Below are 12,329 nucleotides of genomic sequence, written 5' to 3' on the forward strand. Positions count from 1 at the left end.
CCCAGGCGCGCGACCCGCCCGGCGATGGAGCTGACGTTGACCAGGTCGGCCACCTGGCGCGGACCGCTGTCCGCGGCGCGCAGCAGGTGCGGGAGGGCCGCGTGGGTCGCGGTCAGCAGCGCGGTGAGGTTCAGGTCGACCATGCGCCGCCAGTCCTCGAGCGAGGCGGTGGCGGCCGGGCCGAGCAGCATGATCCCGGCGTTGTTGACCAGGATGTCGATGCGGTCGTGGCCGAACGCGCCGGCGGCGGTGTCGACGGCCTCGCGCAGCCGGTCGCCGTCGGTGACGTCCACCGGGAGCGCGAGCGCGGTTCCGCCGTCGGCCGCGATCTCCTTGACCAGCGCGTCGAGCCGGTCGGCCCGGCGCGCGATCGCGACCACGCTCGCGCCGCGGGCCGCCAGCGCCCGGGCGGTCGCGTCGCCGATGCCGCTGGAGGCGCCGGTGACCACGGCCGTGGTGCCGTCGAGGCGGCGGGCCGCGCCGGTGCCCGCGCCGCCGCCGACTGCCGGGGTGTCCCGCGCGGTGCTCTCGTCGGTCATCGGATCACCTCTCGGTCAGGCGGAAGACGAGCAGTTCCCGGTGCCGGGCCCGCTTCGCGTATGTGGCGAAGTGCGGCCATACCCGCTGTAGCAGCGCCAATGCGGCGTCGCGTTCAGCGCCTTCGAGCACGCGCGCCCTGACGTCGATGCGGCGGCCGTGGATCTCGGCGGTGGCGTCCGGATTGGCGCGCAGGTTGAGCGCCCAGGCCGGGTGGTGTTCCTGGCCCCAGTTCGAGCCGATGACGAGCAGGTCGCCGGAGTCCTCGGCGTAGGTCACCGGGGTCACCCGCGGTTCGCCGGTGCGGCGGCCCGTGGTGGTCAGCAGCATCAGCGGCATGCCGACCGTGCCGGACAGCGAGAAGCGGCCGCCGGTCGCTCGTTGCACGGCCAGGTCGGCGCGCGGGAAGACCCGCTTGCCGACCGCTGCGAAGGTTGAGCTACCCAGGATCGGCACGGCGCGCAGGCGCCCGGCGAACGACATGTTCCGCATCGTAGATCATGGCCGACCGCGCGGCTACGCGCGTGACGGCGGCGGACCGCGGCGCGCCGGGCGCTGGTGCGCCGTTCAGATCACCGGGACTGCTCCCAGCGACCCCTGAGCCGGTCGAGCGCCGCCGGTGTCAGCGCTCCGAGCGCCCGCAGTCGCGAGACGCCGCCGTCGGGGTAGATGTCGAGCCGCAGATGTGTCGCAGGCCCCGCGTCCCGAATCAGGAATCGATGAGCGGTGTCCGGCTGAAGCCCGGTCTTGGGCAGCAGCACCGACCAGTCCTCCGCCACGGGCTGCCGGTCCTCGCCGACTCTGGCCGCGGACACCATCGCCTCGTATGGTGCGTTGCCTTTGTAGTGCGTCGTGTCGATTTCCAGGACGCGCACGCTTCCCTCGCCCACAAGTTGTATCTCGGCCCAGTCGTTGCCGTCGTCGCGGCGCCTCGCGTTCTCCCAGCCCTCGCCCATCGTGCGCGCAAGACCGGGCATCAGCATGTTGCTGGCATTGCCGAAGTACATGTCGCTACACGCTGAGACATAGGCGCCGTCCACCAGCGCGGCGAGGTTCACGGTGACGCCGTCGAGAAAAGCCGGATCGGGCAACGGTTCACCGTGCACGCGCAGCCTCGCCACTCCGCCGTCCGGCAGGAGGTTCAGTCGCACATGACTGAAGCGGCGCCCTTGGCCGTTGACCGCGAAGTGGTGCGCGTGGCCGCCGCTGAGCGGGTACGAGTGCACGATCTCAGTCCACTGCGCCGCCTCCAAGAGGCGCTCGGGCGAGGGGTATCCGTCGCACCAGGTCGCCTCGACCGAGCAGCGGGGCGGGTAGTTGCCGAGGAAGTGCGCCGTGTCGACGATGACGCCGCGGATCAGGCCGGGAGCGCCGAGCCTGATGATCGCGCTGTCGTGATCGTTCCCTGCGACGCCGGGGGCCCCGGGCCTGCGCCTGCGGGTCTCCCAGCCGTCGTACTGCTGGCCTTTCGCGGTGAAGGTCGCGGGGCTGAAGACGGGCTCGGCGGGGTTGATCAGGTTCTCCTTGTCGGCGAAGAACTCGTCGTTGGCCCATACGACCGAGCCGCCGAGCGCACGCGAGGCGAGGTCGGGCAGCGCCGTGAACGTCGTTCCTGCTCCGGCGGCACTTGAACCCCGCACCTCGCTCATGCTCCAACCGCCTCACCTTCTGTGGCCACAGCGGCAACGCCGTCGACGGGTTCGGGCGAGGCCGCCGCGCGCGGCCCGCTCATGATCCGTCGCAGCAGCTTGCCATACGGTTTGTCGTCGACGAGCCGGCCACGCAGGTACGTCGCCTGGACGACGCCGGTCAGCGTCGAGCCCTGATAAGGCGTGACGGGATGACGGTGAGCGAGCGTCGCACCGTCCACGGTGAACTCCGCGTCGGGGTCGAAGACCACCAGGTCGGCGTCGCAGCCCACGGCGATGCGCCCCTTGTGCGGCAGGCCGACGAAGTCGGCGGGGCGCATCGCCATCAGCTCGGCGATCCGGCCCAGCGTCCAGCCGCGCTGCCGGGCCTCGGTCCACACCACCGGCAGGCCGAGCTGCACCGAGGCGATCCCGCCCCAGGCGGTGGCGAAGTCGCCGCTGGCGCGCTGCTTGAGCTCGGGAGCGCAGGGCGAGTGATCGGAGACGACGAAGTCGATCACTCCACTGTCAAGCGCGGCCCACAGCTGCTCTCGGTTGGCCGCGGAACGGATCGGCGGGCAGCACTTGTACTCAGTGGCCGCGTTGGGGATGTCCTCGGCGGCGAAGAACAGGTAGTGCGGGCATGTCTCGACGGTGACCCGCACGCCGCCGGCCTTCGCTTCCGCGATCAGCGGAAGGCTTTCGGCCGAGGAGAGATGCAGGATGTGCACGCGGGCCCCGGTCCGCCGCGCGACCGCCAGCACCCGCGTCACGGCCGCTGACTCGGCGGCGTCGGGCCGTGAGGCGAGGAAGGATGCGAACTCGGTCACCGGCGCGGCCTGAGCGGCGGCCGCGCCACCGGATTCGGAGTTCGCCGCCCCGACGCGCTCGTTCCCACGGTGCTGATCGATACGGCGCTGGTCGAGCGCGTGCTGGTCCTCGGCGTGCACGATCAGCAGGGCGCCGAGCTCCGCGGCCCGCCGCGCCGTGGCCTCGAACTCGACCGCGTCCAGAGCGGGGAACTCCGGCACCCCCGAATCCGCCAGGAAGCACTTGAACCCGAAGGCGCCCGCGTCGTACAGCGCGGCCAGCTCGGACCGGTTGCCGGGCACCGCGCCGCCCCAGAAACCGACGTCGATCGAGATCTGCTCCTTCGCGGCGGCCCGCTTCTCGGCCAGCGCGTCAGGGGTCGTGGTCGGCGGGATGGAGTTGAGCGGCATGTCGATCAGCGTCGTCACGCCGCCGAGCGCCGCCGCACGCGTCGCGCTGTCGAAACCCTCCCACTCGGTCCGGCCCGGCTCGTTGACGTGGACGTGCGTGTCGACGAGTCCCGGCAGCACGGCGAGCGAGCCGAGGTCGACCTCTCGGGCGGCCGAGACCGGGGCGCCATAAGGCAGGATCGCAGCGACGACTCCGCCGGACACGCACACGGCCGCGGGTTGTTCGCCGTCCGGCAGCACGACGCGCTGGGATCGCAGAACCAGGTCGAAGCGCCGACGCGGCGACATGCTCACTCCTCCGTCGAGCCGGCCGGGGCCGGCATGGCAGTGTAGGAGCGCCAGTCTGCGTGGTCTGAGATGTCGCGGTAAAGCCCTGGGGACTCGTGATACGTCCGACGGCGGATCATCGAGAGGCAGCCGGAGCCGTCTTCCAGCTCGATCACCCCCAGCTCGAGCTCGGCGGGCTCGGCCGGAAGCAACGACTCGCGCAGCACCTCCCACGGCACCTCGTACAGCTCACCCGCTATAGACACACCCCCGCCCGCACCGGTACTCGCGCCCGCGTCCGCATCCGTACGGACGCCTGCGCCCGCACCCACGCCCGCACCCACCTCCTGTGGGCCTGTTATTTCCGGGAGCTCAGCGAGCGCCGGAAACCGGTCGCCGACTGAGTAGAACCGGTATCTGGGCGCCGTCCGGACCACGCCGACGAACCGCGCCCCGGCCAGCAGATGATGCAGTGGCCCGCTCCGCATCGCGCCGCCGTTCAGGAACATCAGGGTCATGACGCGCCCACCGGACTACGACGCGCGCCCCGGCCTCTCGCGGGGGTCATGACGCGCCCGCCGCGCGACTGCGCCCGCCCCGCCCGCGCTCCTGGCCACTCCCCATCCCCAATCCCTGTGGGCCTGTTAATTCGAGGGACTCTCCTTCGCCGGCACGGCGCCCGCGATGCAGCGGGCCGTCGAGTTCTCGCAGCGGCCGCCCCGAGCCGCCGTGGGTCGCGGCGACGATCTCGGCGCAGATCGAGAGCGCGACCTCCTGCGGGCTGCTGCCTCCGAGATCCAGCCCGATCGGCGCGTGCAGGCGCGCAAGAAGCTCGTCTTCGACCCCTGCCTCACGCAGCCGCTCGGCCCGGTCCGCACAGGTGCGCCGCGAGCCGAGCGCCCCGACGTAACCGGCCTCGGACCGCAGCGCCTCGACGAGCGCCGGCACGTCGAACTTCGCGTCGTGCGTGAGCACGCAGATCGCGGTCCGGGCGTCGATCGAAGTCTGCGCGAGATAGCGATGCGGCCATTCGACGACCACCTCGTCCGCATCCGGCACGCGCTCGCGCGTCGCGAAGACCGGCCGCGCGTCGCACACCGTGACGTGGTAGCCCAGGAACTTCCCGGCCGTCGCGAGGGCGTCGGCGAACTGCACCGCGCCGAAGATCAACAGGCGTGGGCGCTCGTCGGCGGCCGGCTCGGCGATCGGCAGCGGGTCGGTGCGCGGATCGACTCTCCGGACCGCGACTTCGATCGAGCCGCCGCACGGCAGCCGCGGCGCGAACGGCTCGCCCTGTCCGTCGGGATCGAAGCGGCGGCGCGCCTGCCGTCCCGTGTCCAGTACAGCGAGACAAAGTTCGTACACGTCGGAGTCAACGCAGCCTGCTGATACGGTGCCAGCCGCCGTTCCCGCCGCGTCCACGGCGAACGCCGGGCCGAGGTCGCGCGGTGCGCTTCCGGCGATGGCGGTGACGGTCGCGAGGGCGTACGGCTCACCGCGGGTGTGCCAGCAGCGCAGGGTCTCCTCCAGGTCACGCATGCGCGTTCGCCTCCTGTTCGTGCGGCTCGTGCAGCGCGATGTGCTCGGGCCGGATGGGCACGCGGGTCAGCGCGAGGCCGGTCGCGTCGCGCACCGCCGCGGCGATCGCGGGCGTCGAGGAAAGCGTCGGCGGTTCGCCGGCGCCGCGCAGGCCGTAGGGCGAGGCCGGGTCGGGGTGCTCCAGGATCCGCATGCCGAGCGGCGGCATGTCGAGGATCGTGGGGATCAGATAGTCGGTGAAGGACGGATTGCGCACCTTCCCGTCGGCCGTGACGATCTCCTCCAGCACGGCCAGGCCGAGCCCTTGCGCCGTGCCGCCCTGGATCTGCCCTTCGAGGGCCAGCCGGTTGAGTATCCGGCCGACGTCCTGCACGACGTCGAGCTGCACGACGCGGATCAGGCCCAGCTCGACGTCCACGTCGACGACCGCGCGGTGCACGGCGAAGGCGAACTGGACGTGTGAGCTGCCCTGCCCGGTCAGCCGGTCGAGCGGTCCGGTCGGCCGGTGCCGGTACTCGCGGGTCTCCTCGATCGTGCCGTCGCCGAGGACGTCGGCAAGGTCGGCGACGGGTTCTCCGAGCATTGAAACGATCTTGCCGCCGATTAACGCAGAGCCCTGCGGCACGCCGATGCCGTGTTCGCGCGCAGTTTCGAAGACACGGTCGCGGACCGCTTCGCATGCGGCCTTGACCGCTCCCCCGGTCATGTACGACTGCCGGGAGGCGGATGAGGACCCTGATGAGCCGACGCGTGTGTCCGCGCGCTCGACCGTCACCTGCTCGACGCCGAGTTCGGTGCGCGCGATCTGCCCCTGGACCGTGACCAGCCCTTGGCCGACTTCGGCCGCCGCGGTGTGCACGCGAGCGACCGGCTCGCCGCGTTCGAGGGTGAGGGTCACGCGCGCGGTGGCGAAGTCGTCGAAGCCCTCTGAGTAGCAGATGTTCTTGATCCCGACGCCGTAGCCGACGCCTCGCCGCACACCCTCGCCGTGCGTGGTGTTGCCGTAGCCGCCCGGCAGCAGCGCCTTGCGGTCCGGCGCCTGCGGCATAGGCATGGTCCGCAGCTGCTCGAACATCTCCGACAGCGGCGCCGGGGAGTCGATCACTTGGCCGGTGGCGATAGTCGATCCCTGTTTCACTGCGTTGCGCGCGCGAAAGTCGAGCGGGTGCATGCCCAGGGCCGCAGCCAACGCGTCCATCTGTGATTCGTAGGCGAAGCACGCCTGTACCGCGCCGAAGCCGCGCATCGCGCCGCACGGCGGATTGTTCGTGTAGGCGCCGTAGGCGTCGATCGCGACGTGTTCGACTTCGTACGGTCCGGCGCCGAGGGAGGACGCATTGCCGACGACGGCTTCGGTGGTCGATGCGTAGGCGCCGCCGTCGAGCAGGATCTCGGCGATGACGTAGACGAGTGTGCCGTCGCGTCGCGCTCCGTGCGTGTAGCGCATGATCGCCGGATGACGATGAACGTGCCCGAAGAATGACTCCTGCCGGTTGTACACCATCCGGACCGGTTTTCCGGTACGCAGGGCGAGCATCGCGGCGTGGATCTGCACCGATAGGTCTTCGCGGCCTCCGAACGCTCCGCCGACGCCAGCGAGCGCCATGTGCACTCTCGGTTCCGGCAGGGCGAGGCAGGGTGCGATCTGTTCGAGGTCGGCGTGTAGCCACTGCGTGGCGACGTGCAGCTCCACGCCTCCGTCGGCCGTCGGATATGCGAGCCCTGCTTCGGGGCCGAGGAACGCTTGGTCCTGCATGCCGACCTGGTACTCACGGGTGACTTCCACGTCGGCGAGCGCGCGGACGGCCGGATCGGCCGGATCACCGCGCCGGATCGGCTGGTGGCGCACGAGATTCCCGCCGGGATGCACACGGGGGCTGGCCGGATCGAAGAGTGCGCTGCGCAGATCGGTGACCGCCGGGAGGACTTCGTACTCGACGAGGATCGCGTTCACGGCGCGTTGGGCCGTTTCCGCGTCGTCGGCTGCGACGATCGCGACCGGTTCGCCGTGATAGCGCACCTGGTCGATGGCGAGCACCGGGCAGTCCTGCACGATCAGGCCGTAGAACTTGCAGCCCGGCACGTCCTCGTGGGTGAGCACCGCACGCACTCCCGGCAGGGCGAGGGCGGGCGTGGTGTCGACGCGCTTAATCAGGGCTCTGGGATGCGGGCTGCGGAGCGTCGCGCCGTACAGCATGCCTTCGGCCCTCAGGTCGGAGGCGTACTCGAAGGTGCCGAGCGCCTTCGCGGCCGCGTCGGGTCTCAGAGGGCTGTCGCCCACGCCGCCGGGACGTTGCCGGCGACCGTTGCCGTTCATGGCCTGCGCTCCTTTCCTCAGCCTGCTCCCCCGGCTTGTTTGCTCAGCCTGCGGCCCTCATCCGGTCGCTGGCATACCGCGCCGCACGAGCCAGCTGCGCGGTGTCGGCGGTCAGCAGCTGCGCGTCTTCGACGATGGGCCGGCCGTGCACGGTCAGCAGCTTGAGCGGGGGCGGGGAGCCGAATACGAGGGCTGCGACGGGGTCGGCGATGTCGGCGTGCGGGAGCCCGTCGAGGCGCCACAGCGCGAGGTCGGCGCATTTGCCGGCCTCGAGCGATCCGATCTCGTGGGCGCGGCCGAGCAGTCGTGCGCCGCCGATGGTGCCGAGACGCAGCGCCGCCCGAGCGTCGAGCGCGCTGTCCGGATCCGGCGCCCCGGCGCGCAGCCGGGAGACATAGAGCGCGGAGCGCAGCTCCTCGACGAGCATTCCGGCCTCCTGCGAGGCGGGTCCGTCGACGCCGAGCCCGACCGGCGCTCCGGCGTCGATCAGGGCCTTGACGGGGGCGTGTCCGGATCCGAGCCGGGCGTTGGAACTCGGGCAGTGCGAGACGCCGGTTCCGGTGGCCGCGAGGCGTTTGACGGCGGTGTCGGAGAGGTGCACGCAGTGGGCCAGCCACACGTCGGGGCCGAGCCAGCCGAGGGATTCGGCGTATTCGGCGGGGGTGCAGCCGTGCTGCGCGGTGCAGAACTCTTCCTCGTCGGCGGTTTCGGCGAGGTGGGTGTGCAGCCGGACTCCGGTGCCGCGGGCCAGTTCCGCGGTGCGGATCATCAGTTCGCTGCTGGCCGAGAACGGCGAGCAGGGCGCGAGCGCGATGCGGGTGAGCGAGCCCGGGCGCGGATCGTGGTAGCGGCCGATGGCGTCCTGGCTGGCCTCCAGGATCGTGTCCAGGTCCTCGACCACCTCGTCGGGGGGCAGGCCGCCGGCGGAGGCGCCGCGGTCCATCGAGCCGCGGGTCGGGTCGAAGCGCAGGCCGATTCCGCGCGCCGCGATGATCGTCGTGCCGAGCAGGTCGCCGCGGCCGCGCGGGTAGAGGTAGTGGTGGTCGCTGCTGGTGGTGCACCCGGTGAGCGCAAGCCAGCCGAGCCCCGCCTGGGCCGCGGCGTATACGGCCTCTTCATCGATGCGCGCCCAGCGCGGGTAGAGGTGCGTGAGCCAGTCGAAGAGGGTCGAATCCTGGGCGAGGCCGCGGAAGATCCACTGGTAAAGGTGATGATGGGTGTTGACAAGGCCCGGGGTGAGCAGACAGCCGGAGCCGTCGACCACGCGCGGCGCCGGTCCGCCGCCCGAGGGAGCGAGCTTCGCCTCGCGCGGCGCGGGTCCGGGGCCGACGGCTCTGATCACGCCATGGGTCGCGATCACGTGCCCGGTGCGGTATTCGGTGTTGCCGGCGTCGACGGTCGCGATGGCGCAGCCCTCGATGATGAGCGCCGGGCTGGTGTTCTCGATCATTTGGCGCTCACCTGCTCGTGCGCGGCACGAAGCTCTGCAGCGGCCCGGTGCACCGCCTCGATGATCTTCTCGTATCCGGTGCAGCGACACAGGTTGCCGGCCAGCGCTTCGCGGATCATCGCGTCGTCGAGCCGATCGGCTGGACGCGCATCGTGAACGAGATCGTGTACTGCGACGATCAGGCCCGGGGTGCAGAAGCCGCATTGCACCGCACCGCATTCGATGAACGCTCGCTGTACCGCATCGGGCACGCCATCCTCGGCGAGCCCCTCCACGGTACGGACTTCGCGCCCCTGAGCCTGCCCGGCCGCGACGAGGCAGGAGCAGACCGTCTCACCGTCGAGATACACGGTGCAGGACCCGCACTCGCCCTGCTCACACGCGTTTTTCGTGCCCGGCTGGTCGAAGTGCTCGCGCAGGGCGGTAAGCAGGCTGATTCCGGCGGGCACCGCCCTGGCCCTGCGCGCGCTGCCGTTGATCGTCATTGTGAGGTCGATGGCGTGGTTCACGATGGAGGCGTTCACGATGGAGGCGTTCATTGCGGGCTCTGTCATGCCGGAACGGGTTCCCTGTCTCGGTCGGCGGCACCGGTAGTGCGGATCCAGCGCAACGCGCGGGTCGCCAGCACGGCAAGCGCGTGGCGGCGGTAGGCGGCCGTGCCGCGTACGTCGTCGATCGGGCTGGCCGCGTCGGCGACCAGCTCGCCGAACCGGCGCGCCGCCGAGACCGGCACAGTGAGGTTCGTCCAGTCCAGCGCCCCGGCCAGGAAGCGCTCCGCAGCGCGGGCGGCCAGCGGTGTCGGCCCGGCCGAGCCGATGCCGGTGCCGACCGTGCGCCGGTCCAGGTCGAGGGCGAGCGCGAAGGAGCACACCGCGATCACCATCGCGTTGCGGGAGCCGACCTTCGCGAACTGCTGCGGCCCGGCCGCGGTCGGGATGAGCACGGCGCGGATCAGCTCGTCCGACGCCAGCGCCGAGCGCTTGACCCCGGTGAAGAAGCCGCCGATCGGGATGTGCCGCACGCCGCGGAAGGACTCCGCCTCGACCACGGCCCCGGTGGCCAGCAGCGCGGGATGCGCGTCGCCGGCGGGAGAGGCGGTGCCCAGGTTCCCGCCCACGGTGGCGCGGTTGCGGATCTGCGGCGAGCCGACCGTGCGCGCGGCCATCGCCAGGGCGGGCAGGCGGTCGGCCAGGTCGGAGATGATCCGCGCGTAGGGCACCGCGGCGCCGAGGTGGACCGTGCCGCCGACCACGTCCCACTCCTTCAGCTCCCTGATCCGGCCGAGGTCGAGCAGGGCGCTCGGCCGGCGCAGGTCGAAGTTCAGCTCGACCATCACGTCGGTGCCGCCCGCGATCGGCACGGCGTCCGGGCGCGCGGCCTTGGTCTCCAGGGCCTCGGCCCAGCTGGTGGGGGCGAAGAACTCCATCGGTCGCGCCGCTCCTGCCTTTCCTCTTCTCGTCGCCTTCTTCTTCCGGTCGCCGTCCTCTTCTGGTCGCCGGTCACTCCCAGGCACCGGGGTCCGGCGGCGCACCGGCTCGGGAGAGGGTGCCTTCGATCAGGCCGTACGGCCGGTCGGCGGCGTAGAAGACCTCGTTCTCGTTGGTCAGGCCGAACGGCGCGAGGTCCACGGCGAAGTGGTGCCGGTTGGGCAGGACGAGTCTGACCTCCGCGACCCGGTCGTCCTGCGACAGCAGCCGCTCCCCCATCGCGTAGAGGGTCTGCTGCAGGGAGAGGCTGTGCGTGTCTGCGAACGCTGTCATCAGGGCGGCGCGGGCACGCGCGTAGGACTTGTCCCAATCGGCCTCCGGTGCCGACTCAGCCGAATCGGTGTGACGCCACCGGGCGTCCACCGCCGTGGCCAGGACGCGATCGGTGGTTTCCGCGAGCGTGGTGTATTCGTCCTTGTAGAAGCCGTGGAACTCGGAGCCCGCGGTGTTGAGTACGACCAGGTCCTTCAGGCCGCTGACCACGGTGCTGCGGCCGTCGGCGTCGGCGTGGACGAGCACCGTGCGCACCTCGCGGCCGCCGCGCACGAAGGAGTGCCGGCTTTCGGCGCCGGGGATGCGGTCCCACGCGTACTCCTCGACGGCGATCCGCGCGTGGCCGATGTACGGGCAGGTGCTCAGGAAGTGGCGGGTGAGCAGCAGCGCGAACTCTTCCGCGGTGGCCACGCCGTGCTGCCTGGCGAGCGCGTAGACGGCGTTCTTCTGCGCGTCGGTGGTCAGCACCTTGGCGTTGTCGCCGGTCAGGTGCGTGTCGGCCTGGTCGCCGCTGAGCGCGACGCTGACGGCGAGGTCCTTGAGCGCGTGCTCGGCCCCGTTTCTGGAGACGTGCACGATGCGCACCTCGGCCTTGCCGTAGCGCGCCGGGCCGAGGACGACAGAACTCGACCTCTGATACAGCACGTCAGCTTCCCCGGTAGGTGGAGTAGGCGAAGGGGCTCAGCAGCAGCGGGACGTGGTAGTGCGCGGCCGCGTCGGTGATCCGGAAACCGACCGCCACCTCCGGATAGAAGAACTCTTTGACGCCGCGCGCCGCGAAGTAGCCCGCGGTGTCGAAGACCAGCCGGTACGTCCCGCCCGCGCCGCCGCCGTCCGCCGCCGGCGCCGCGACACCGAGATCCAGGCCGGCGAACGCCTCACGCACGCGACCCTCTCGGTCGGTGCGGGTCTCGGCGAGAGTGGCCCAGCCGCGCTCGGTGGCGGCCTCGAGGCGAACGGACAGGCCGGCGGCCGGTTGTCCGAGAGCTGCGTCGAGTACGTGTGTGGACAGGCTCACCATCACGACCAGGTCCCCTCCGCGAGGCCGAGAAGCAGCTTGTCGAGCCGCAGCCGTACGATCTGGCTCAGTTCATCGCGCACCACCGCCTGTTCGGTCGGTTCATCGTGTTCGAGGCGGCCGAGCGCGGCGGCGAGCAGCTGCGCCGCGGTGCGTCCGGTCGCGCGGATCAGGTAGACATGGCCGAACTTGGCCTCGTAGGCGGCGTTCGCCGCGTCGAGTCGCGCCGCGGTCCGCGCGTCGGCGTGCGCGGCGCCGGCCTGCTCGGCCCGCGACCACGCCGCCTCACGCCCGGCGCCGGCGGCCCTTTCGCCGATGCGGGGATGCGCCGCCAGCGCTTCGAGGATGGCGGACCAGTCGAGCGCGGCGAGCTGAGCCTGCGCGGCCCGATGCAGGTCCGCGTCCTCGGCGAACGGCCGGGCGGCGGTCATCGCGGCGATCCAGCGCCGCGCAGCGCAGCAGGTGCCGAGCGCATTCCCGGCGTCACCCTCCGGCAAAGCGTTGAAGCGGGCCAGCCCGGTGCGCACGGACGCGGGCGCGCCCACATTCGCGCCCGCACCCGACTCCCGCGCCACCACGCCCACCGGCCACAT

The 12,329-nt window shown here is 71.6% G+C and carries 13 protein-coding genes; all 13 read right to left on the reverse strand.

The annotated features are described in order from the left end of the window. Positions 1–539 (reverse strand): SDR family NAD(P)-dependent oxidoreductase (locus VFB40_RS06500; RefSeq protein WP_324848383.1); only part of this gene is annotated, 539 nt, incomplete at its 3' end. Positions 540–543: 4 nt separating this feature from the next. Then, complete coding sequence (locus VFB40_RS06505; protein ID WP_324848384.1) at positions 544–1,020, reverse strand: nitroreductase family deazaflavin-dependent oxidoreductase; 477 nt, start codon at positions 1,018–1,020, stop codon at positions 544–546. A gap of 89 nt (positions 1,021–1,109) precedes the next feature. Beyond that, positions 1,110–2,186: an allantoicase gene (gene alc / locus VFB40_RS06510; RefSeq protein WP_324848385.1), complete on the reverse strand. Its 1,077-nt coding sequence runs from the start codon at positions 2,184–2,186 to the stop codon at positions 1,110–1,112. Beyond that, the gene (allB, locus tag VFB40_RS06515; protein WP_324848386.1) at positions 2,183–3,673 is read right to left on the reverse strand and encodes an allantoinase AllB; all 1,491 of its coding nucleotides are present in this window, start codon (positions 3,671–3,673) and stop codon (positions 2,183–2,185) included. The genes alc and allB overlap by 4 nt, the downstream gene beginning before the upstream one ends. 2 nt (positions 3,674–3,675) lie before the next feature. Continuing rightward, complete coding sequence (locus VFB40_RS06520; RefSeq protein WP_324848387.1) at positions 3,676–4,170, reverse strand: allophanate hydrolase-related protein; 495 nt, start codon at positions 4,168–4,170, stop codon at positions 3,676–3,678. Positions 4,171–4,216: 46 nt separating this feature from the next. Then, positions 4,217–5,191, reverse strand: coding sequence for an XdhC family protein (locus tag VFB40_RS06525; protein WP_324848388.1), 975 nt, complete (start codon positions 5,189–5,191; stop codon positions 4,217–4,219). Then, on the reverse strand, positions 5,184–7,508 hold the full coding sequence (gene pucD, locus VFB40_RS06530; protein WP_324848389.1) for a xanthine dehydrogenase subunit D: 2,325 nt from the start codon (positions 7,506–7,508) through the stop codon (positions 5,184–5,186). Before pucD ends, VFB40_RS06525 begins: the two co-directional genes overlap by 8 nt. Before the next feature lie 43 nt (positions 7,509–7,551). Beyond that, positions 7,552–8,958: an 8-oxoguanine deaminase gene (locus VFB40_RS06535; RefSeq protein ID WP_324848390.1), complete on the reverse strand. Its 1,407-nt coding sequence runs from the start codon at positions 8,956–8,958 to the stop codon at positions 7,552–7,554. After that, positions 8,955–9,455 (reverse strand): (2Fe-2S)-binding protein, encoded by a 501-nt coding sequence (locus VFB40_RS06540; RefSeq protein WP_349261366.1) that lies wholly within the window; start codon positions 9,453–9,455, stop codon positions 8,955–8,957. The genes VFB40_RS06535 and VFB40_RS06540 overlap by 4 nt, the downstream gene beginning before the upstream one ends. 53 nt (positions 9,456–9,508) lie before the next feature. Next, positions 9,509–10,384 (reverse strand): FAD binding domain-containing protein, encoded by an 876-nt coding sequence (locus VFB40_RS06545; RefSeq protein ID WP_324848392.1) that lies wholly within the window; start codon positions 10,382–10,384, stop codon positions 9,509–9,511. A gap of 73 nt (positions 10,385–10,457) precedes the next feature. Further along, positions 10,458–11,363: a factor-independent urate hydroxylase gene (gene pucL / locus VFB40_RS06550; protein WP_324848393.1), complete on the reverse strand. Its 906-nt coding sequence runs from the start codon at positions 11,361–11,363 to the stop codon at positions 10,458–10,460. A 1-nt stretch (position 11,364) separates the two neighbouring features. After that, entirely contained in the window at positions 11,365–11,739 is a 375-nt protein-coding gene (gene uraH, locus VFB40_RS06555; RefSeq protein ID WP_324848409.1) for a hydroxyisourate hydrolase, read from the reverse strand. After that, positions 11,739–12,320, reverse strand: a complete 582-nt coding sequence (gene uraD, locus VFB40_RS06560) for a 2-oxo-4-hydroxy-4-carboxy-5-ureidoimidazoline decarboxylase (protein WP_324848394.1) — start codon at positions 12,318–12,320, stop codon at positions 11,739–11,741. Before uraD ends, uraH begins: the two co-directional genes overlap by 1 nt. Positions 12,321–12,329 lie beyond the last annotated feature (9 nt).

This window comes from Actinocrinis sp. (assembly GCF_035650855.1).
Classification (GTDB): domain Bacteria; phylum Actinomycetota; class Actinomycetes; order Streptomycetales; family Catenulisporaceae; genus Actinocrinis.

What these genes read in the sequence shown, in the direction of transcription:
- pucD (WP_324848389.1), bottom strand. Translation starts at nt 7,508, where the DNA reads ATGAACGGCAACGGTCGCCGGCAACGTCCCGGCGGCGTGGGCGACAGC.
- alc (WP_324848385.1), bottom strand. Translation starts at nt 2,186, where the DNA reads ATGAGCGAGGTGCGGGGTTCAAGTGCCGCCGGAGCAGGAACGACGTTC.
- VFB40_RS06520 (WP_324848387.1), bottom strand. Translation starts at nt 4,170, where the DNA reads ATGACCCTGATGTTCCTGAACGGCGGCGCGATGCGGAGCGGGCCACTG.
- uraH (WP_324848409.1), bottom strand. Translation starts at nt 11,739, where the DNA reads ATGGTGAGCCTGTCCACACACGTACTCGACGCAGCTCTCGGACAACCG.
- VFB40_RS06545 (WP_324848392.1), bottom strand. Translation starts at nt 10,384, where the DNA reads ATGGAGTTCTTCGCCCCCACCAGCTGGGCCGAGGCCCTGGAGACCAAG.
- allB (WP_324848386.1), bottom strand. Translation starts at nt 3,673, where the DNA reads ATGTCGCCGCGTCGGCGCTTCGACCTGGTTCTGCGATCCCAGCGCGTC.
- VFB40_RS06505 (WP_324848384.1), bottom strand. Translation starts at nt 1,020, where the DNA reads ATGTCGTTCGCCGGGCGCCTGCGCGCCGTGCCGATCCTGGGTAGCTCA.
- VFB40_RS06525 (WP_324848388.1), bottom strand. Translation starts at nt 5,191, where the DNA reads ATGCGTGACCTGGAGGAGACCCTGCGCTGCTGGCACACCCGCGGTGAG.
- VFB40_RS06535 (WP_324848390.1), bottom strand. Translation starts at nt 8,958, where the DNA reads ATGATCGAGAACACCAGCCCGGCGCTCATCATCGAGGGCTGCGCCATC.